The following is a 20,436-nucleotide window of genomic DNA, read 5'->3' as shown; positions in this document are numbered from 1 at the left end:
AATGATTAGAAAAAACAAGGCTCAAACGATGAACTTATGCAGAGAAGATCTACTGATTCTTCTCGCCCTTGAGTTACACAAGGAAGTTCTGTTCAAGCCAGATCATCATAAATCATTCATATGAATCATACGAAAATTGAGAGAAAATAATTAGGCTACATCGTATCCTTGATCTTCAATTGCCGCCTTGATCTGATCCACGTTAACCTTCTGCTCGTCATACTCTACCGCTACTGTTCCAGCTTGCAGGTCAACCTGACCACTCGCACCAGCATTCTTCACGGCTTCTTCAACCGACTTCACACAGTGATTGCAGGACATTCCTGCTACGTTTAATGTAACATTAGACACGATATATTCCTCCTTAAGGGCTATATATAAGTTCAATTAAAGAATGTTACACTTACCACTCCGATGACAGAATAACCTTCCGATCGCTGTTATCCCCAGATTTTTTGATTCTCTTTGTCAACGGGTAAAATCCGGGGATAAAGGCGAACGCTCCGCTTCTTCATGTTATTTCTGTCCTCTACGTTCTCGTGTAAAAAGTTTAGTTGAACTTATATAGATTTAAAAATACATGTTACTTCATTAATTTCCTTACCGTAACCAACAGTTCATCGACTACTTCATGTTCCCCTGCTTGAATTCGCTCAACGATACAGCTCTTCATATGCCCTTCAAGTAGTAGTTTCCCTACTGAATTAAGCGCTGACTGGGCTGCCGCAATCTGTGTCAGTACATCATCACAATACGTATCCTTCTCAATGAGCCCTTTAATTCCACGAATCTGTCCTTCAACACGATTCAACCGTGAAATCAAATTACCCTTCATCTCTTGTGAGTGATGACTCTTACGGACGTGCTTCCCATCATCGGTATGAGCATGGCATGAATTCGCCGTTTGCGTAGATTCTGTCTCTAATACTTCAGGTCCATCGGTTCCGGAAGGTTCCATCAAGTCCTTGGGATGGCTCTGATGATCCATCATAAACACCCCTCTTCATCGTTCTGACCTCAGAATAACATACCCCATGGGGGTATTCAAGAGAAAATGTTTTTAGAGTATGTATTCCATTCTGCTGCTACGGACGACCAGACCTAACTTTTCATAAAACTCTTGTGCCCCTTGGTTAAACGAAGATACGGTTAGCTCCAGATGATCTGCCTTAAGCTCTTTCCCTAGCTCGACAAGCACCGCCATCATCTTCTGTCCAATGCTACGTCCACGATGCATCTGATCAATTATAATCTCATTAATGTAAAGCACATCCCGATCCACCAACAGCTCTACATTCTGAATTTTATTGAGTTGGGCACTGACATACCCACAGATTTCCCCCTGTTCTATTGCTTCAGCTACATACAGGTAGCGATGTTCTGCACTCAACAAGTCCTCGAATTCCTGCTGACTCATTCTAGGCTGTAGCGGTCTATATACGTCAGGTCGTGCCTCGACATGCATACGGTGCAGTTCATCCATTAACGCGGACACTCCTGAATAATCGCTACTTATGGCTCTGCGGATGCTCACTTCATTCATTATTTACCCACTCCTCACCCTAGATGTTCCCAGTATTATACATCTACCGTACAACCACTGTACATCCTTGTACATCAAAAGGCAGATACCCTGAAGGTATCCGCCACAATTCAGCCATAGCTTGTTCTATTCTTTGGAAGAAGATTTTACACTGTTAAACGCTACAGGAGACGGTTTCGCAGCCCACTCATCTGCTTGTGGCTCAATGTCTACACCACTTAGGATCTTTTTTTTCTCCATCAAAGAATCCCCATCTTCATCCAGTTTGTTACGAATTGCAGCCTCATCTTGAGGTTGATTGTTCTGTGTCATGTTGGAATCCTCCCTAATCTCTGTATTCATGATGATGTTCCTTTATATAACGTACCCACTATTGGCAGGATCATTCATTTGAGAAAGTCTACGTTATTCAGGAAACAAAGGTTTAGGGTAAGCATTAATGGTATATTTATTAGAGATATTAGCTTATCTGCAAATGTTTATTAAGGGGTGAAACATGAATATCACTCAGAACAATTGGAATAAGATGCTGACAGCTGGTGTTTTTAAATTTTGCTTTCTTAAACCTTTTCTAGTCGGAATTTATACATTTGGATTTTGTATCGTTTTGATTATAGCTATGCACATGTTTAGTTACGGTTTCAACAATACTTTGAATGCTTTCCAGATACAATGGAATTCACCTGGAGTTATTATTTTGATCACATTGTGTATTCTGACTTCAATATCAGGTATTATAAAAAACTGTTATCTATGGAAAAAGCACTCTGATAAATACAGCAAAAAAAGTATGTAATCTCAAACAAAGGCCGGATCTCCATTGAAGGAGTCCGGCCTTTTGATGCATCCATGCAAAAAGGGATTATCCCCCTTTGCATATCTGTATTGGATTTTGCAAGACGATCTATCTCTAGCAATGCTCCTTGCTAATTACGCCTGATCCTGACGCGCCAATGTAGCGAGCGCTTGTAGCGCTGTATTGATCTCGTGTTCCACTGCATTCGCAACCGCATCCGTATGCGGATCATACTCGGCAGCCAGATCGCTGTCCGCAAACCCATCAATCGCCACAATTGCTCCAGCACGAGCACCACGCAAGGTGCTGATGATGTAGAGTGCAGCAATTTCCATCTCTGCCGCAAGCGCACCTGCCTGCTTGTACTTGCGATGTGGAATTTCTTCTACGCCGGTGAAGAAGGCATCTAACGTTACAGTAATACCTACGCCCACTTTGGTTACACCCGCTGTCGGTGCATCGGAAGCTACAGTTGCTCCACCCGTCCCGCGAGCAGCTTCAATCAGCGCTTGTGTAACACCGATGTCCGCTACAGCTGGGAAACCATCTGGTACGAGCTGCCGTGTCAATCCATCGGTGCGAACTGCTGCCGTGCTGACAATAACGCTACCAGCTGGATAATCGGCGGTATACGAACCCGCAGTTCCCACACGAATTAGCGTGGTCACACCTGCACGAATCAGTTCTTCGAAACATACAGCCGCTCCCGGCGAACCTACACCATGACTCACCACAGCCATCTGTACACCTTCGTATTGACCTACAAATGTGCGATACTCGCGGCTGAATGCCAGTTCTCTTACCTGTTCTAACTTACGAGAAATCTTCTCCGCACGTGCCGGGTCACCACAGACGATGGCATATGCCGGCATGTCCTCAGAGTGAATTTGCAAAATCGGCATCAACATCTTAATCAAACTCCTTCTTCGTCCATTCGTCTTCTGGGATCGGCAGATCCTCACCCGAGAAGCGCTGCTCCTTGAACGGATCGGCAAAATGGTGGAACCCATTATTCTCCCAGAAGCCATTGCGGTCTTCGGTCATGAACTCAAGCCCACGTACCCATTTCGCACTCTTCCAAAAGTATAACTGCGGCACAACCAGCCGTAATGGATACCCATGCTTCGGCGTAAGTGGCTCGCCATTATATTTGAAAGCTAGCAATACATCGTCATGCATAAGCTCTTCCAGTGGAACATTCGTTTCATAATCATGATCTGCATGAACCATCACATATTTCGCCTCTGGCTTAACGCCAAGAAGCTTCACGAATTCCGAGAAACGAATGCCTTCCCACGGCGTATCAAACTTGGACCAACGGGTCACACAGTGGATATCGCTCACCGTATTCACCTGAGGCATCGCCTGAAGCTCTGCGAAGGAGAATACCTTCTCCTCTTCAACTTCACCGAATACCTTTAGATCCCATGTAGACAAGTCGTATTCGGGCACTTCTCCTTCATGCAGGATCGGGAATTTCTCGGTCAACATCTGCCCCGGCGGCAGGCGATCTCCATGCTCAGCACCTACTTTGGGTGCGGGTGATTTCGTCTTTTTCAACCGTTCAGCCTTATTTAGCAACGTGCTCCCTCCCTTTTCATAAGTTCTCAGTGGTGGAACAATAACAAATTAACGCGAGCTTCCGCCCGCTTTCAATGCATCCTGTTGATAGGTACGGTCTTTGAAGAAGAACATGGCTACCAGCGTTACGATATACGGCAACATTTGCGTGAAGTGCGTTGGCAAAGTGAAGCCCTGTAGACGAATACTGAATGCCTCCATGAAACCAAACAGCACGCTAGAACCCATTACCCCGAGCGGATTTGCCTGTCCCAGCATCGTAGCAACGAGTGCAATGAATCCACGACCAGCCGTCATACCTTCGGTAAACATAGTCACTTGTCCAAGCGACAATTGCGCTCCAGCCAGTGCACACAACACACCACACATAAGAACCGCTCCGTACTGGATACCGCGTACCTTGATACCGATACTCTGTGCCGCAACTGGATTTTCACCCACTGAGCGCAGACGGAATCCGGAGACGCTTTTAAATAGATAGAATTGTAGTCCAATCACAATGAGAATGCCAAGATAGATTAACGGACTATGACCTGAAAATACATCCCCCACCCACGGGATATCCTTAATCAGAGGAATGTCCCATTTTGGAAGACCTTTCATGTCTTTATCGTAGTATGCGCCTTTCACGTCGAAAATCGCACGCAGTGCAAAGGTCGTTAGTCCTGCGGCCAGGAAATTAAGCGAGATACCGACGACGATGGCGTTCGCTTTTAGATTAATACTTATAAAGGCAAATAGCGCTGAGAACAGCATAACAATAATGATAGAAAAGATCACGGCAAGCAGTACATTGCCAAACAGGTAATTACCCACGATTGCTGAAAAGGCTCCAATGAGTACAAGCCCTTCCAAACCCACATTGAACAGACCAACCCGGGAGCATAAAGCACCACCGAGCGCCGCGAGCAGGATCGGAGTCATAATCCGTAAGGTAGAGCCGAACAAGGCGGCATCAAACAGTTGTTGCATTGGACTTTTTCTCCTTTCTCCGCTTCAGGAATGAATATCCAATCTGAGCCGATACAAATAACGTTAATACAGCCTGAATTACACTACCTACTTCCAGCGGAACATCCGTATTCCGCTCCATGCCCATCGCTCCGGTCTGTAGTGCAGCGAGCAATATGGCTGCTACAGCTGTACCGAGCGGATGTGAGCGAGCAAGCAATGTCGCCATAATGCCGCTCCAAGCATAACTTGCCGACGATAACGAACCATCAAGGAAACGGTATTGGGTGCCGAGCACTTCCCCTGCTCCAGCAAGCCCAGCAAGTCCACCACTAATAATCATAGATAGCATCATCATCCGAATGCGGCGAACACCACCATACGTAGCGAATGAAGGGTTGCTGCCTAACATACGAATTTCATACCCCGTGACCGTTTTATGAGTGAACCAATAGATTAGAATGGCAGCTACGATCGCGATAATAAATCCAGCATGTAAGCTCATTCCTTGAAACAGCTTCGGTAGCCATACCGTCTGATCAATCATGGGCGTCTGCGCCATAGCTGCAGAACCCGTCGTATCTTTAAACGGATAGGATACCATATACCCGCCGAAGTTAATGGCAATATAGTTTAATAGTAATGTCGTGATTAATAGATTCATGCCAAACCGTGCATCAAGCCAGCCTGCAAATAAAGACCAGATGCCTCCGGCAATAATTCCTGCCACAATGGCTGCTATACATACGAACCAACCTGGCCCTGGCAGATAGAGCGCCGTTAGCGCCGCACTAAGTCCACCTAGAATCATCTGACCTTCTGCACCCATATTGAAGAATCCCGCACGGAATGCCAGCGCCACGCCAAGTCCCGCCAAGATTATTGGCGTAGAACGAGCCAATGTATTGGTGAAGAAGTAGAAGTTCCCGAAGGCTCCTTTCCACATCTCCGCATACGTATCGACTACAGACCCGCCAACAACCATAATGGCTATAGCGCCTGCCAGCAGACCAATCAATACAGCAAGCAGCGGCTGTACGAGCCCACGAAGACTTTCCTTTACCCGATTCATACCCGCTCTTTCCCTCCTGCCATTAACAAGCTGATCTGTTCTTCCGTCGCTTCATCTGCCTGCAGCTCTCCAGCAATCTCGCCTTCATACATCACCAGAATGCGGTCAGACAATTGCAAAATCTCAGATAACTCAGAAGAAACTAATAAAATTCCCGCACCCTCATTGCGCTTACGCAGCAATTCAGCATGAATTGTCTCCATAGCGCCGATATCTACACCCCGCGTAGGCTCAGCAGCAATGAGAAACGGAGTATCTTGAGCAAACTCTCGCGCAGCAATCAGCTTCTGGAGGTTACCCCCGGATAAGAATTGTGCTTTCGTTTCCGCAGAACCGGTTTTGATGCTGAACTGCTTAATCCAGTTCTCTACCATGGTACGAGCTGCCTTTGCTTTGATGATACCGCGTGATTGTAGCTTATGGTGGTGTCCCATCAATCCATTTTCACGAACACTTGCATCCTTAGCCGCTCCCCACATATAACGATCCTCAGGTATATGGGCTAGTCCATGTTCACGAATGCGGCGCACAGGCCAATTCGTTGTATCCTGCCCTGACAATAGGACACGACCACGCTCCGCTTTTCGAAGTCCGGCAATAATCTGGATTAGCTCCGATTGTCCATTGCCGGAAATTCCAGCAATCCCGACAATTTCACCTTTCCGAATGTTCATGTGAATGTGATGAAGCGCGGAACGATCCTTGCCTCCAGATAGATTCACATCCTCCACCTGAAGCACCGTTTCAGTCGGAGCTGCCGGTTGTTTATTCATCCGCACAAGCTCACGTCCTACCATTAACCGTGACAACTCTTCTATATTGGTATCCTTTGCGTCTAGTGTACCTGTAACCTGACCATCGCGAAGAACGGTAATCCGATCCGCCACGTCCATAACTTCCTGTAGCTTGTGTGTGATTAAAACAAACGTCTTCCCTAACTTGGCAAGTGATTTCATATTCGCCAGTAGTTCCTTCACTTCGAGCGGTGTCAGTACCGCCGAAGGCTCATCCAATATAATGATATCTGCACCCTGATGCAGTACCTTCAAAATCTCTACACGCTGCTGCAAACCAAGCGGGCACTCCGCTACTTTTTTCCATGGATCAACGGGCATCCCATACTTTCTACCCAGCTCATTCACTTGTGCAGCGGCCTGTTTACGGTCAAACACCCCTGCAGACGCTGGCTCACGACCAATGACAATATTCTCGGCAACCGTAAAGGAAGGAAACAGCATGAAATGCTGATGCACCATGCCAATACCGCTGGCCATGGCTTGAGACGGGGTTGCGAAGCTTACCTCACGTCCACGAACCTTAATTGTGCCTGATGTAGGCTGCTCCATCCCATACAACATGCGCATTAAAGTTGTTTTACCTGCGCCATTCTCACCCACGAGGGCATGGATTTCCCCTTCACGCAAATTAAAACGGATATCCCGATTCGCCGTGAATTCGCCGTACTTTTTCGTAATCTGATCCATCTCCAGCAGCATATCTCGCGTTCTCTCCTCTCAGTCTGTTCATTATAATAGCAGCAAAACCGGCTGCCTGAACGGGCAGCCGGCTAATCAACACATTCACATAGAACACGGTAGACTATTGTTGCAATGGATCTTTGACTACGATTTTACCGGATACGATATCATCCTTAATGGCTGTAACCTTGTCGATGACCTCTTGTCCAACAAAATCACTTAATGGAGATTCGCTATCACGAGTAACAAATGTCAGACCTACACCGTCTTCTTTCAGACCGTAGTTCACAGCACCTGCTTTGAAGTTACCTTCTACATAATCTTTCACTGTCTCGTAAGCAACCGTATCCGTTGATTTCAACTGGGACAATACGATGTGCTCTGGATCTTCAACTGTGCGGTCCGTATCTTGTCCAGAAGTATAGAAGCCTTTTTCCTTAGCAGCCTCGAACACGCCAAGGTCACCTACAGCAGATGCACCAGCGATGAAGTCAGCGCCTTTGCCGAATTGTACCAATGCCAATTCTTTCGCTTTAGCTGGGTCATTGAATCCACCAACATAGTTTACAAGGAATTCTGCATCCGGGTTAACGGACTCCAGACCTGCTTTGAAACCTTCTGTATATTTCTTAATCAGTGGAACGTCCATTGCAGCGATCATGCCGACTTTATCTGTCTTTGTGGACAATCCAGCAGCTGCACCAAGCAGGTACGCTCCTTCATATTCACGGAAACCAACGCTACGAACGTTAGGCAGATCAACCGTTGTGTCAACAATTGCGAACGATTTGTCTGGGTTCTCAGCAGCAACCTTTTTCAGTGCATCCTCAGCTTGGAACGTCGCAGTAATAATTAGATCGTAATTTTCAGCAACAGCAGCACGCAGATTTTGCTCGAATGCAGCCGGATCTGTTGATTCGATTGTCTTCGTATCTACTTTGAACTCTTCGCCTGCTTTTTTGAAGCCTTCATCCATCTGTACAAAGAAAGGGTTAACCCCTATTTTTTCGGGAAGTACCAGAGCCATCCGAAGGGATTTCTCAGAATCGCCACCTTGAGCGGATTGTTCGTCTTTGGAAGCCGAAGTTCCACAAGCTGCCAACAAAATAGCCAACATAATGATCGATAAGACGAACGATAAACCTCTTTTCATTTCGAAAATTCCCCTTTTCAAAATTCTTTTTTTATTATCCTAGCGGAAAGTGTCGATCCTTGTCAATAAATCTTTGAGCGTATACACTCATTTAGAATACAAATGTGGATTTGCATTCCGCAGGGTTGTGGAAAGCGCTCTAATTCAGGCTTTTTTCTGTTGACATGTAGAGACGCTCCATGCTAGAGTCAATCCAACTTATTTATTCAGATAGGATTTGTCAGAATTATATCGCAAACCTACTCTATTTACCAACCAATTTTAAGGAGGCTATTCATTTGAAGAAAATCACCCAGATCACACTTGCGGCTTTGCTTGCTGCTCCGGTTACACTTGGCAGCCTTAGCTTGCCTTCTTACGCTTCTGCAGCTTCTGCCGCACCTGCTTCTGCCCCTTCGGTGTCCGTAAAAGGACCAGTAGCTCAAGCACCAACAGTCTATACAGAGAGTGCAGCAGATTATGCACAGTTCCTGCAAGCGAAATACAATGTGAAATTGCCGCAGCAGCCTACCAAAGGCGACTTCATCCAGGCTATTACAGCGATTATTGAAGCTGATACAGCTAGCGCTAGCACAGATGAAGCAAGTGAAGTTAAGGCTCCTGCCTTCACCGATCTGAAATCGGGTGATTCTGCTTATGATGCAGCCGTTTCCTTATACAATAGCGGCGTTATTACAGGCACAGAAGTTCGTGCCAATGACAAGCTCAGCACCTATGCTGCCGTATTTATCGCAGTAAAAGCAGCAGGCTTCAAAGAGCTGGCTTACACGTATCCTGAAGCGAAAACAGCGAAAGCGCTGGCTAAGCTTGGAATCGGTGCTGGACGTGTTCAAGGTCTAGCTGCCCAAGAGCTAGCTGCAGCCGTTGATACAGGCTTGATTCCAGAAAGTCTATATCCTGCCCTTCGTAAAGGTGGCGTAGCGACTACTGATTTTGCTAACATCCTGCTTGGTCGTGTGTTATCTAGCCAAGGAAATTACAAGAATGAGATTGGCCGTTCAGGCGATGCGGATATCTATTCCAAGTTGTACGCAGCTTATCGCACAGCCGATCTCATTGAAGCACCTGAGCTGAGAGAGATCGTGGATCAGGCATTGCGTAATGATCTGGTGACTGGTTATAACCTGAAAGACAGTCGCTTTGATTCCAACTTTATTGACGAATTGACGCTAACTTACGGTCATTCTGATATTCAACATGCCGTGCAGTTGATTGGTCTTCTGCGCAGTGAAGGCATCGAGGCCGATGTGCAGTTCCAACCGAAGACTTCAGCCTTCATATATCTCAAAGAGTGGGGCGAGCCTACAGAGACGCCAGATTACAAAGTTACACAGATCGAAAATGGAAATTATATCGCCTATTCCAAAGAGTACGATATTCAGTTCGAATTCAATACTACGGCTGACAAAGCACGCTTCAATGATATTATTCTGAAGTACGCGAAGAAAAGCACAGGCAATACGTCGAACCTGATTCACGCTTCATGGTGGCAGCCGCTCTACTACTCAGCTACTGCTATTGATGGGTATCCGGTGATTGCCAATACCAAGATCTCGCTCGGTCATTACTATGCACAATCCTTCTCTCTTAAAGAGAAAGCAAAGGATCTTCAAGATGGCTTCCGTAAGCTTGCTCCAGACGCAGATATCAGTAGCTATAACTTCTGGGTGGATCAACCATTCCTTAACTACTTGAACGGCGAATCCGAGTAATTTAGATATACGCACTCATGCAATAAACGTCATCTTTTGACTTCCAAAAAAACCGTTTTTACGAAACCTTATGGCACTTGACCCTTCGGTTTGTAAAGACGGTTTTTTCTTTATTTCTACAAATGCATTGTGAAATCAAGCCTCATCTAGACACGTAGGAACAGCAATCTATAAGGAACTTAGCCATCCAAATTCACCTTATAAAATTTCTTTGTCGAGCCTATTTTTCTTGCAGGAATTACCAATAAAAGGTCGAATATTTTAGGTACACAAATACGCATTGATCTTACATATTTCTGCATGAACAGGAGTTAATCATGGTATATGACGGCATTATAATCGGCCTGATCATTGGACTATTTCGAGGTGGGATTCGCAATGGCCTTCGCCAGTTCTCAGAACTCAAGCTGCGAGGTGGTTGGATCTTCCCCATGCTGCTGCTTGCTCAATTTGCGATCTTTTTTGTACAGGAAAAGTGGGATTGGGTTGCGTCCATTAACGGTTACCTATTTGCGTTAATTTACATCACAGGTCTTGCCTTTCTATGGTTGAACCGGAATCATACCGGTTTTACACTAATCTGGATTGGTGTATTCCTCAACTTTGTCGTTATGGCCGTGAATGGCGGGCGCATGCCTGTATCGGTGGAGGCATCTAGCGTGCTTGGCCCTTATTATGTTGATATGCTGCTACAAGGTGGGGCCATTTCGAAACATCATATGATGGATGCGTCAACACATCTGGCCTTTCTAGGTGATATCATCCCACTATCCAGCCCTTATCCGCGTACGCAAGTCATCAGCATCGGAGATGTGGTTATGAATATCGGCATATTCCTGTTTATTCAGAGCATGATGGTTCCACGTCATCGCAAGACTACATCCGTTCCAGCATCCGTGAAATCCGATGAACTAAAGTTAGACTCCAAGGAAGGGAGGTCTTTTCCATGAAAAAATTCGAAGGCATTAAATATTCCCGCCTTGTCATCAACGCCATTATCGTTGCTTCGGTCGTTGTTGCATTAACTTCGGGATACAAGTTGGGAGGCTAATAGATCCTACCAACCTTGACTAAACAGGCTGCCTGCGGCCTGTTTTTTCTTTCTGGATTTTTGGTGAGCAACTTGTTATGTTATACATCGATATAGTATAAGATGTTATTATTCTTTTACATCAAGAGCAGACTAAATCAGGGTGTGCCTGAGAACTCTTCAGTGAGATGTAGGACACGCCCTAACCAGGAGATTATTTATGAACTTTATTCGTAACCTTATCCATAAAGCAGACCGAAGCCTTATTTATGTAATTTTGCTGAGTTGCACAGGCATCGGTGTTTTTCTCTACATGAATAAGTGGTCTTATCTTAACTTGTCCACCGATGGATGGGTCATGGTGTATACCATGTTAGGTGCAGCGTTAATCCTTGATTATTTCACGTTTCAGATCCCGCCTAAGGGCAATCAGCAATCGATGGACTCTTCTGTGTATCTTGCCTGTATCTTCATGTTTGGCGGAGCGTTCAGCCTATCGGTACTACTACCCGTTTCCCTTATCCTCTTGATCAAGGAGCGGAAGTTAACCTGGTGGAAGCATGTCGTCAATTTCAGTATATATACTTTAATGATCGCTGGAGCCTCCTTCGTATTCGAATGGACAGGTGGACAGCCCGGAGAGATCAATGGGTATAATTTATTGCCTTATTTTGCAGCACTTGCCGCCTACTTCATCATCAATACGATGACACTGGGACTGTTCTTCCACTTCTCCACGAAAGATGCATTACAACAAATGAAGCGTGCATTCGTGACCGAATCGCTCTTGGTTTATCTGTGTACGTTGATTCTAGCCCTTGTTCTGACAATTCTCGTTGTACACAACGGCGTACTGGGGCTGATTCTCTATCTGAGTCTGAGCATTCTGCTGTCCCACGCATTCAAGCAACTATTCGTGATGTATCAGAGTATTGAGGAGAAAGCCAATACGGATCAACGCACCAAACTGTTTAATCACAGTTATTTTGAGACGATGCTAGAAAATGAACTGAGTGAAGCTCGTAGACTAGGAACCCCACTGTCGCTAGGGCTTATCGATATTGATGATTTCAAAAAGTATAATGACAGATTCGGTCATCTACAAGGCGACAGCCTACTCGCTTTTTTCGGTGAATTTCTGATTCAACGGACGGAGAATACAGATGTTACCGCTTTTCGATATGGTGGCGAAGAATTCACCTTGCTCATGCCAGGTATGGAGCTGGACGAGGCATATATGTTTATGAATAAGCTCCGTAAACAGCTAAACGATACACCGTTTGAAGGTGTCGAGGTATTCCCTCATGGCTGCCTTTCATTCTCTGCTGGTGTTGCTCCTTATCAGGTTGATATGTATAACAAGTCTCAGCTTGTGGACCAGGCGGATAAAGCACTCTATTATGCCAAAAAGCAAGGAAAAAACAATGTGCATCGCCATGGTATTAACGAAGGTATGGAGCATGAGATCGATCTCGTACAGGATGTACGTGATATTGAGCAGCAGCTTAATCTTTTTCGGTACAAGGATATCGATACTTTCAAGCATTCGAAGAGAGTTTATAAATACGCTCTGGACATGAGTGAGATACTGGAGCTGGACAATGCGGAGAAACGCCTGTTTGTGCTGGGAGCACTGATCCATGATATTGGTAAACTGGAGATTCCGTGGTCTATTCTGAACAAGAAGGATACGCTCACGTGTGAAGAATGGGAAACCATCAAGGGACATGTTACTTGGGCAAAAAAATGGTCATGACGAACGAACGCTTTAATGATCTCATCCCTTATATCGAATTACATCATGAGCGGTATGATGGACAAGGATACCCTTATGGGTTAAAAGGACAAGAGATCCCTCGATTATGCCGTATGCTCACGGTGATTGATTCATTTGACGCGATGACTACTGAGCGGCCATATCAGAATACGAAAAACTTACTTGAAGCGATCTACGAGCTGCGTCGCTGCTCTGGCTCACAATTCGATCCAGAACTTACGGAGATATTCATCCATTATATTGAGAAGCGAAACATGCAACAACCGCTGTTCTAACACGCTTAAGATAAAAGCATACTTGTCCTAAAACGCCAAAGCGCTATCTCCGATCTAGTCGGAGATAGCGCCATTTTTCATTTTCGTCAGGGGATGAAATCGTACCAAATTGTACGAGATTATACGGAAACTATTCCGTACGGGCGTTATTCAGTTCATGTGAGGTCTGATGCAGCTCTTTAATCATCTGCTGCAAAAACATGTTATCCTGGCGGCTGATTCCGTGCTGATTGTCTTGAACGAGCATTTGGTGAATGTTCTTCTTGAGCAACTCACTGCGACGTTCCAATACCTCTTGATTCATGTTGATGCTTCCACTCCTTAACATGGTTTGTCATGAATTAACGTTCTATATTAAGTATAGAGGACCTCCGCCATTAGGGAAAACGGACACAGACCTGCTCACCCCTTCACATCCAGGCTCACATCGCTTGACAGTATTTCAACACATGTTGTTCTTAGATATCCTTCTATATCCTCCCACATCCACCCCAAAATCCTCTTAACCTTGGAGACTATGGTCTTAAGACAAGCTTGCGTTATACTGTAGTCAGACGATGTTCTATTTATGACAAAGGAGTTATCTACGTTCATGTCCTATAAACAAATTAAATGGATGATCCTACTGATTCCTACGGTCACCGTCGGGATCTGGGAATACATACGCCATCAGTTTCTCATGCCCTATCTTTCCATGGATGCAGGGAACTGGCTCACGCCCCTCATTGTCTATCTCGTCAGTGTGACCTTGCTCAGTCGGTTGTTCCTCATGCTCGAAAGTGCTAGAGCTGCTCTGGAGCAGGAGCGCGCCTCGAAGGCAGCACTGGAAGCACGAGATCAACTAGCTCGCGAACTCCATGATGGAATTGCGCAATCTCTCTTTCTTCTATCCGTGAAGACAGACAAAGCAGAACGAAGTCTTGCAGGTAGCGGTCATGAACAAGACATTCAGGAGATTCGCAAAACGGTACATGAGGTCAACGCTTACGTCAGACAAGCCATTGCTCAGTTACGACATGTGCCTGCGCGAGATGCCGCTCCGGAAGGCATCGCTCTAAGAGGACAGGTCGAAACGCTTGTTCGAGATACGGTGCCTGCCACTCAGATTAGATGGGAGCTGGATGATTCCTTTTTCACACCGAAAGAACAAGTAGAGTTGATCGCATGCATCCGGGAGGCACTTATGAATGTTCGTAAACATGCTCAAGCTACTAAGGTTGAGATTCAAGCCGCCGGAGATTTAAGGCAGTGGCATGTACAGATTCAGGATAACGGCAAAGGATTCCTTGGAGACCCCTTGCATCTTAAGGATCGATACGGTCTGCGCATTACGAAGGAACGTGCCGTTCAGATGGGCTGGTTCTTGACGCTGGATTCGGAGCCAGGGTGTACTCGGATGACGATTGGAAAGGAGCATATCTAACATGGAACATGTACGTGTGTTGGTTGTTGATGATCATGCCCATGCGCGTGAAGCAATCTGCAGTATTTTGGCGGAAGATACAACATTCGAAGTGATTGGCACGGCTTCGAATGGACAGGAAGCCTTAGAACTGACGGAGCAGTGGATGCCTGATTTAATTCTCATGGATGTACAGATGCCTGATATGGATGGACTGGAAGCCACACGTCTGATTAAGATGCGCTTCCCTTATGTCATTATCGTTATGGTTACTGTATCGGATGATGTAACTTATCTATTCGAAGCACTTAAACAGGGGGCTCAAGGATATCTGCTGAAGAATCTATCTCCTTCTACTTGGCTTGAATATTTGCACGCCATCGTCTCCGATGATGCTCCACTGAGCAGGGAACTCGCCTATCGCATCCTTCAGGAATTTCCTGCCCCTCGTAGCGAAGATGTTCCGGATAACCCACTCACCGCAAGAGAGCTTGAGATTCTTCAATGGGTATCTGCTGGTTACACGAATCGGGAGATTGCTGACCAGCTTGGGATTTCCGAACAAACTGTGAAGAATCATCTGAAGAACATCTTGCAGAAGCTTCAATTGGAGAATCGTGTTCAATTGACCCGATATGCGTTAGAAAGCGGGATTGCTGGACGGAAACTTCGAAAATAAGTTGTAAACTAGAATGCCAGTGCATTCATGCTTTTGTCACAATTATGCGGATTAAATCATTTTTTTATAGCCCTATGTAGTCATACGCCATCATTTTGGACAAAGTTATAATGGTATAGATTGTTGTCGGATCGATAAAAGTGCGTGTTCAAAAAGAGCGGTTTTCAGTACCAAGAAGATGGGATGAAGATAGAAATGGAGTAGCGGAGCGTAGGCAAAACTACGTGAGCAACTACATTGTTTCCGAAGGAAACAAACTTCGTAAGCCTCGACTTATTTCGGCTGAATCCCAGATTCGACGCTGAGATGCCACTCGCGCATCCTTCGTAATCAAAAGCGGACTTTTTGAACAACCTCTAAAAGAACTACAATAGGGACTACAATTCTATAACCTGAGGGTGATGATTTTTTGAGTTTAGTAAGCTTTACCCTGAAACGAAGCAAACGGCATTGGGCCATTGTTGTTGCCCTGATGTTGATCTGCTGTCTTGTTATGCCGCAATGGGCATCTGCCCATGCCTATATTGTTAAGGCTTCTCCGGCAGAGAATGAGCTGTTAACTACTGCTCCAGAGCTTCTATCCTTGGAGTTTAACGAATCCTTGCAAACTGCCTTTTTTGATATCAAAATAACCGCGCCTGACGGGACAAGAGCGGATGACGGAAATGTACGGATTGATGCTAAGCGACCACATATTATGGAGACAGGTCTTCAAAGTGGATTAGGTAATGGTACGTATGCCGTCAACTGGAAAGCCGTCTCTGCGGATGGTCACCCCATCCAGGGTGCCTATGTGTTCCACATCGGAGAACCTTCCGGAGCACCCGCAGGACTGGCAGACCTTACTTCGGGTGCTGGTGAAGGCAACGGGCCGATCAAGTGGATTTTATCCCTAACAGATTGGGTTCAATACCTTGGCTTGTCTGTGATTCTTGGCACACTCGCCTTTCTATTGTTCCGCATCATGCCTACATCTATGGCAAGGGAACCACTGGATGTTCCGGGAAGCCACAAGCTATTGTGGATTAGTTACGGCGCAGCTTCAGTTGCTGCACTGCTTAGCCTACCACTAAGTACATTATACGAATCTGGTGTATCCCTTAGCGAGCTGAGCTGGGCACTGATCGGGAGCGCACTTAAATTAACTTCGTTCGGCTTGATCTGGATCGTCCAGATGCTCATCATCATGTTGCTAGCAGTCACCATTCTATCTGGCTATGATCGAGACCGATCCATGCGAGCTCGCATCTGGTCTTCGTACGGCTCCCTGTTGCTCGTGCTGGGCTGGTTGTTCACGCACGCAATGACGGGTCACCCTGCTGCTGCGGAGCAACGGGCGCTTGCAATTACCATGGATTATGTTCACTTGATTGGGGCTGCATTCTGGATTGGTGCCCTCACGGCTATGGCGATCTGCCTACCGCCACTGACGGATCAACTGCCTCGGAAACTACGAGGAGATATTTACTGGACAGCCATTCGCCGCTTTACTGCTTGGGGCGTTGGTGCTGTTGCACTCTTGGTCGCTACGGGGATATATAGCAGCCTTATTATCCTGCCTGCACCTATACTTACGTCGTTGTTCACTACAGGATATGGTCTTGTTCTGATTGCCAAAGTTGTATTGCTCATTGTCATGCTCGCCTTCGCTTGGCGTCATGCTCGACTCGCTCGTTCAGGTAGTGGCGATAGACTCGCCGGCAGTCTCAAAGCCGAACTTGCAGCAGGAGCAATCGTTCTTGCCCTGGCAGCTGTATTAACTCACCTGTCTCCTGGACAGCCTGCACCAGTTGGTCCATTCAACGAAGTGCAGACTACCGATGATGGCACAACCATATCACTTCAGGTTAGCCCCAATGTGACAGGGGAGAATGTCTTCGAAGTTGGTGTTAAGCGTGCAGATGGCAGTATCGTTAATGATCTGGAGCAGATCACCTTATCATTAACACATCTGGATATGGACATGGGGATATACGAGATTACTATTCCGAAGAATGACACCGGCGTCTACAAGGCCGAAGATTATATCTCTATGCCTGGACGTTGGAATATTAAGGTGCATCTTCTTACGCGCAGCCTGGATGCGCTGGATGCAGAGTTTGAAATCGACACCGCTAGTCCATAGTATATTAACGAAATCAAATTGATTCGTAGCTCAATCTTAAAATGAAGTTTGGGTGTAATGCAGAACGTAGTGAAGAGGACGAAATCGATTCTGAAGAAGCAAAGCGCTCGCCTAAAGCCTTCTACAAGAAGGCTACATCGGAAGCATAAGCTTATTCCCGGATTTTCACTTATAAAGTGGAATCAAAAAAATCTGGGAATAACAGCAATCGTAAGAACGATTCGTACGCGGAACGGCCTCTTAGCACAACACCAGCACTTATTTTTTGAAATGAGACTGAAGCATATATGATAAGAACCGAGAGGGGTAATTAATTTTGAAAAAAACATCATGGACTTCCAAACTTATATCTACTGTATCCGCAAGTGCTGCAGCACTTATGCTGTTCGCTGGACTCGCCAGTGCACACGTTACAGTGAATCCTACGGTAGCACAGACGAGTGCATGGCAGACGTATACGATTAAGATTCCATCCGAAAAGGAACTGCCAACAACCAAAATTACGCTGAAAGTTCCAGAGGGCGTAGCATTTAAACAATACCAGCCACTCGCAGGCTGGAAGATTACTACTGAGAAAAATGATTCCAATGAAGTTACTTCCATTACATGGGAAGTGGATGGAGATAACGAAGGGATTCTAGCGGGACAATTCCAACAGTTCAACTTTGTAGCCCAAAACCCAAAAGCTGAAACTGAAGTAGCTTGGGACGCTTTCCAGTACTATAGCGACGGTAGCATCGTAGAATGGACAGGTGAACCGAGCGACAGCACGCCGCACAGCATCACAACCATCAGCGAAGACCCGGCAGCAACAGGTAATGCCGCAGCGAGCGGAGATCATCACGGCAGTGCAGCTACAGGTAACGAGGGACACGATGATACGTCCACTGAAGCAGGTACTGGTGACGCTAACACAACCGACGATGCCAAAGCTGACGATGATACAACACTAGGGGATGCTCTGACAGATACAGTGACAGGTGAACCAAACAATACGGATTCCGATCCAGGCACACTGAAGCTGCAACAAGCGACATTGATTGTATCCATTCTCGCATTGATCATGTCTTTCCTGGGGATCGCTCTAGCAACACGCCGCAAAAAACGCTAATCTAGATTGATCACAAAATATGCTACAGATTAGCAAGCTGCACTCTGAGAATATCATGAATTGAGCGTAGCATAAGAAGATAAACGCAAAGGAACCGTTGGCTTGGAGAATTCTCCACGTGCCAACGGTTCCTTTCTTTACGATTGCACACATCAACCTTAGCGTTCCTGATCCGTCTGAATCATGATCTCGATATATTGAATCAAGGTCCTCTTCTGTTGTTCAATCGAATGAATACGTGAGGATAGACCTGCAAAGAACGCCTCAATCTGCTCTCGTGTATAGTCTGCCGATTGCCCTTTCCAATCGTTAAGACGCGCGTACAGCGCTCTCGCCTCTTGCTCGTCGGCTTGCAGACGGACAAGCAGTTGCGACAGTTCTTTTTCCGCAATTCGCAGGTCATTCAGTTCCACCAGCAATTGTCCGCTCACTCATGTTCACCTCTCCTATGTAAATTTCAAGGTTTGGCGGATTCGCCTGTCCTATTTAAAACTCACCTGAGTCTGATCCGCTTGCCGGAAGGCATCTGCCTTCTCATCAATAAAGTTCAGGAACTGGCTCGTATGCTTCATATGCCATGTGCTGAGCTCATTAATGGATGCATCGAGCTGCGTAACAATCGGTTCGAGCCTACGACTACGACTAGAATGCAGATACTGTGCCATCCGATGTCTAATCTGATTCAGCTCCGAATTGCACTGCTGCGCATTCTGCTTCCAGCGGCTTGCTACGCTTTTTAGTTCTTCCGGCGTTACCTGAATCAACCCAGAAGCTGCTGCCGCTCCTGCCATACCTTTGGCGAGACCACTTGCCTGAACACCTAAATTACGCATAAATCCGGCGAGATCGGTCAACACGTTGGAAGGCTGGCGCGGGGAGTAATTGATTTTTTCTCCAGTAACAGGATCATATAGATCGTTAGCAATATATCCGTTCCCATCGAATTTGTATCGATCAAGCTCGTGATAATTTTCTCCGCCAAACGTATTGTCGACCTTCTCCTTTATGTCTCCAAATCCAAATAAACTACCCTTATTCATGCCTTTATAGTTGGAATCGATATAGTACGTTGAACCAACATGGCGATCATATCCATCGAAGAACCCACTCGCCACAAAATCACCGGGATGAGCGTAGTTCGTAACCTGCCCATCAAAGCCACCCTCTTCAGCTTTACGTTTCATCTCTGGTGTGAGGCTGGAGATGACGGACGGTGCGCTAAAAGTGACCGCTTGTAATCCCGTGTAGGCGGCCGCATACTGGGCATTACCGCCTCCGAGTGAGTGTCCTGTTAATGAGAAATTCAGATCTTTATGCTTATTTTGCATATCCTTCGCATAATCTTCTGCTTCGTACATTTGATTGGGCTGAACACTCAAATGTTTATCTACAAATTTATCAACATTACCCTTGGCATTCTCTAGATGGGTTATTCCAGTAACGTCCTTCACTTTCTGCACGGTGCCCGATACCCAATCCGGTGTAAAGTCTGTCTTCTGCTCCCATTTTCTCCCAAGCTCTGGCAGACCTATCTGTGCATCGGCAAATAAGTCAGGCCCTTTGCGACCCCATCCAGCACTTCCCTCTGTTCCACGGTACGCAATAACTGCCTCACTTGTCTCAGGGTTATAGAAGGTTACCGCATCAAAGCCAGAATAACCGTTGCCATGCGTGTCCTCAAGAACCTTCCATCCAGGGAGTGTATCGTATTCATCCCCGGCTTCTAGATCTTCATAAGCAAGCCTCGACAT

At 46.1% G+C, this 20,436-nt stretch carries 19 protein-coding genes and 1 pseudogene; 7 read left to right on the top strand and 13 right to left on the bottom strand.

Features of this window, described 5'->3' with window-relative positions:
* Nucleotides 1-150: 150 nt before the first annotated feature.
* The 10 genes from MH215_RS19825 to MH215_RS19780 form a co-directional block, all read right to left on the bottom strand.
* Nucleotides 151-351, bottom strand: a complete 201-nt coding sequence (locus tag MH215_RS19825) for a copper ion binding protein (RefSeq protein WP_239292964.1) — start codon at nt 349-351, stop codon at nt 151-153.
* A 232-nt stretch (nt 352-583) separates the two neighbouring features.
* Nucleotides 584-988, bottom strand: a complete 405-nt coding sequence (locus tag MH215_RS19820; RefSeq protein ID WP_239293118.1) for a metal-sensitive transcriptional regulator — start codon at nt 986-988, stop codon at nt 584-586.
* Between the two features lie 72 nt (nt 989-1,060).
* Entirely contained in the window at nt 1,061-1,543 is a 483-nt protein-coding gene (locus MH215_RS19815; protein ID WP_239292963.1) for a GNAT family N-acetyltransferase, read from the bottom strand.
* A 126-nt stretch (nt 1,544-1,669) separates the two neighbouring features.
* A complete protein-coding gene (locus tag MH215_RS19810; protein ID WP_056703799.1) occupies nt 1,670-1,855 on the bottom strand; it encodes a hypothetical protein in 186 nt (61 codons plus the stop codon).
* A 618-nt stretch (nt 1,856-2,473) separates the two neighbouring features.
* Complete coding sequence (locus MH215_RS19805) at nt 2,474-3,247, bottom strand: nucleoside phosphorylase (protein WP_239292962.1); 774 nt, start codon at nt 3,245-3,247, stop codon at nt 2,474-2,476.
* Between the two features lies 1 nt (nt 3,248).
* Nucleotides 3,249-3,920, bottom strand: coding sequence for a sulfite oxidase-like oxidoreductase (locus tag MH215_RS19800; protein ID WP_056703787.1), 672 nt, complete (start codon nt 3,918-3,920; stop codon nt 3,249-3,251).
* A 48-nt stretch (nt 3,921-3,968) separates the two neighbouring features.
* A complete protein-coding gene (locus tag MH215_RS19795; protein ID WP_056703784.1) occupies nt 3,969-4,892 on the bottom strand; it encodes an ABC transporter permease in 924 nt (307 codons plus the stop codon).
* Nucleotides 4,876-5,943 (bottom strand): ABC transporter permease, encoded by a 1,068-nt coding sequence (locus tag MH215_RS19790; protein WP_056703781.1) that lies wholly within the window; start codon nt 5,941-5,943, stop codon nt 4,876-4,878. The genes MH215_RS19795 and MH215_RS19790 overlap by 17 nt, the downstream gene beginning before the upstream one ends.
* Nucleotides 5,940-7,439 carry an ABC transporter ATP-binding protein gene (locus MH215_RS19785; RefSeq protein ID WP_239292961.1) on the bottom strand — a complete coding sequence of 500 codons (1,500 nt, stop codon included), beginning with the start codon at nt 7,437-7,439 and terminating at the stop codon, nt 5,940-5,942. The genes MH215_RS19790 and MH215_RS19785 overlap by 4 nt, the downstream gene beginning before the upstream one ends.
* A gap of 103 nt (nt 7,440-7,542) precedes the next feature.
* On the bottom strand, nt 7,543-8,574 hold the full coding sequence (locus tag MH215_RS19780; protein WP_128100001.1) for a BMP family lipoprotein: 1,032 nt from the start codon (nt 8,572-8,574) through the stop codon (nt 7,543-7,545).
* Between the two features lie 278 nt (nt 8,575-8,852).
* Here MH215_RS19780 and MH215_RS19775 point away from each other — a divergent pair, with 278 nt between their 5' ends.
* The 3 genes and pseudogenes from MH215_RS19775 to MH215_RS19765 all read left to right on the top strand — a co-directional run bounded on the left by MH215_RS19775 (nt 8,853) and on the right by MH215_RS19765 (nt 13,368).
* A complete protein-coding gene (locus MH215_RS19775; protein ID WP_239292960.1) occupies nt 8,853-10,286 on the top strand; it encodes a hypothetical protein in 1,434 nt (477 codons plus the stop codon).
* Nucleotides 10,287-10,603: 317 nt separating this feature from the next.
* A complete protein-coding gene (locus MH215_RS19770; protein WP_239292959.1) occupies nt 10,604-11,236 on the top strand; it encodes a DUF5317 domain-containing protein in 633 nt (210 codons plus the stop codon).
* Between the two features lie 300 nt (nt 11,237-11,536).
* Nucleotides 11,537-13,368 (top strand): annotated as a pseudogene (locus tag MH215_RS19765) (bifunctional diguanylate cyclase/phosphohydrolase).
* Nucleotides 13,369-13,498: 130 nt separating this feature from the next.
* Here the strand turns inward: MH215_RS19765 and MH215_RS19760 are convergent.
* Complete coding sequence (locus tag MH215_RS19760) at nt 13,499-13,672, bottom strand: hypothetical protein (RefSeq protein WP_164848580.1); 174 nt, start codon at nt 13,670-13,672, stop codon at nt 13,499-13,501.
* Nucleotides 13,673-13,960: 288 nt separating this feature from the next.
* On the opposite strand from MH215_RS19760, the gene MH215_RS19755 reads away from it, so the two are divergent.
* The 4 genes from MH215_RS19755 (at nt 13,961) to MH215_RS19740 (ending at nt 18,685) form a co-directional block, all read left to right on the top strand.
* Nucleotides 13,961-14,791 (top strand): sensor histidine kinase, encoded by an 831-nt coding sequence (locus MH215_RS19755; protein WP_239292958.1) that lies wholly within the window; start codon nt 13,961-13,963, stop codon nt 14,789-14,791.
* A 1-nt stretch (nt 14,792) separates the two neighbouring features.
* Nucleotides 14,793-15,449 (top strand): response regulator, encoded by a 657-nt coding sequence (locus tag MH215_RS19750; RefSeq protein ID WP_056703761.1) that lies wholly within the window; start codon nt 14,793-14,795, stop codon nt 15,447-15,449.
* A 409-nt stretch (nt 15,450-15,858) separates the two neighbouring features.
* Nucleotides 15,859-17,574: a copper resistance CopC/CopD family protein gene (locus tag MH215_RS19745; RefSeq protein ID WP_239292957.1), complete on the top strand. Its 1,716-nt coding sequence runs from the start codon at nt 15,859-15,861 to the stop codon at nt 17,572-17,574.
* Nucleotides 17,575-17,890: 316 nt separating this feature from the next.
* Nucleotides 17,891-18,685, top strand: coding sequence for a YcnI family copper-binding membrane protein (locus tag MH215_RS19740; protein WP_239292956.1), 795 nt, complete (start codon nt 17,891-17,893; stop codon nt 18,683-18,685).
* 158 nt (nt 18,686-18,843) lie between these two features.
* On the opposite strand, the gene MH215_RS19735 is transcribed toward MH215_RS19740, so the two are convergent.
* Both MH215_RS19735 and MH215_RS19730 read right to left on the bottom strand, forming a co-directional pair.
* A complete protein-coding gene (locus tag MH215_RS19735) occupies nt 18,844-19,116 on the bottom strand; it encodes a hypothetical protein (RefSeq protein ID WP_056703751.1) in 273 nt (90 codons plus the stop codon).
* A 51-nt stretch (nt 19,117-19,167) separates the two neighbouring features.
* Nucleotides 19,168-20,436 carry a Tle-like phospholipase domain-containing protein gene (locus MH215_RS19730; protein ID WP_481857464.1) on the bottom strand — a complete coding sequence of 423 codons (1,269 nt, stop codon included), beginning with the start codon at nt 20,434-20,436 and terminating at the stop codon, nt 19,168-19,170.

It is taken from the genome of Paenibacillus sp. ACRSA (assembly GCF_022346845.1).
Classification (GTDB): domain Bacteria; phylum Bacillota; class Bacilli; order Paenibacillales; family Paenibacillaceae; genus Paenibacillus.
This window is presented reverse-complemented; position numbering and strand designations above follow the sequence as displayed.

What these genes read in the sequence shown, in the direction of transcription:
- MH215_RS19820 (WP_239293118.1), bottom strand. Translation starts at nt 988, where the DNA reads ATGGATCATCAGAGCCATCCCAAGGACTTGATGGAACCTTCCGGAACC.
- MH215_RS19815 (WP_239292963.1), bottom strand. Translation starts at nt 1,543, where the DNA reads ATGAATGAAGTGAGCATCCGCAGAGCCATAAGTAGCGATTATTCAGGA.
- MH215_RS19810 (WP_056703799.1), bottom strand. Translation starts at nt 1,855, where the DNA reads ATGACACAGAACAATCAACCTCAAGATGAGGCTGCAATTCGTAACAAA.
- MH215_RS19805 (WP_239292962.1), bottom strand. Translation starts at nt 3,247, where the DNA reads ATGTTGATGCCGATTTTGCAAATTCACTCTGAGGACATGCCGGCATAT.
- MH215_RS19795 (WP_056703784.1), bottom strand. Translation starts at nt 4,892, where the DNA reads ATGCAACAACTGTTTGATGCCGCCTTGTTCGGCTCTACCTTACGGATT.
- MH215_RS19790 (WP_056703781.1), bottom strand. Translation starts at nt 5,943, where the DNA reads ATGAATCGGGTAAAGGAAAGTCTTCGTGGGCTCGTACAGCCGCTGCTT.
- MH215_RS19785 (WP_239292961.1), bottom strand. Translation starts at nt 7,439, where the DNA reads ATGCTGCTGGAGATGGATCAGATTACGAAAAAGTACGGCGAATTCACG.
- MH215_RS19780 (WP_128100001.1), bottom strand. Translation starts at nt 8,574, where the DNA reads ATGAAAAGAGGTTTATCGTTCGTCTTATCGATCATTATGTTGGCTATT.
- MH215_RS19770 (WP_239292959.1), top strand. Translation starts at nt 10,604, where the DNA reads ATGGTATATGACGGCATTATAATCGGCCTGATCATTGGACTATTTCGA.
- MH215_RS19760 (WP_164848580.1), bottom strand. Translation starts at nt 13,672, where the DNA reads ATGAATCAAGAGGTATTGGAACGTCGCAGTGAGTTGCTCAAGAAGAAC.
- MH215_RS19755 (WP_239292958.1), top strand. Translation starts at nt 13,961, where the DNA reads ATGTCCTATAAACAAATTAAATGGATGATCCTACTGATTCCTACGGTC.
- MH215_RS19750 (WP_056703761.1), top strand. Translation starts at nt 14,793, where the DNA reads ATGGAACATGTACGTGTGTTGGTTGTTGATGATCATGCCCATGCGCGT.
- MH215_RS19730 (WP_481857464.1), bottom strand. Translation starts at nt 20,436, where the DNA reads ATGTCGAGGCTTGCTTATGAAGATCTAGAAGCCGGGGATGAATACGAT.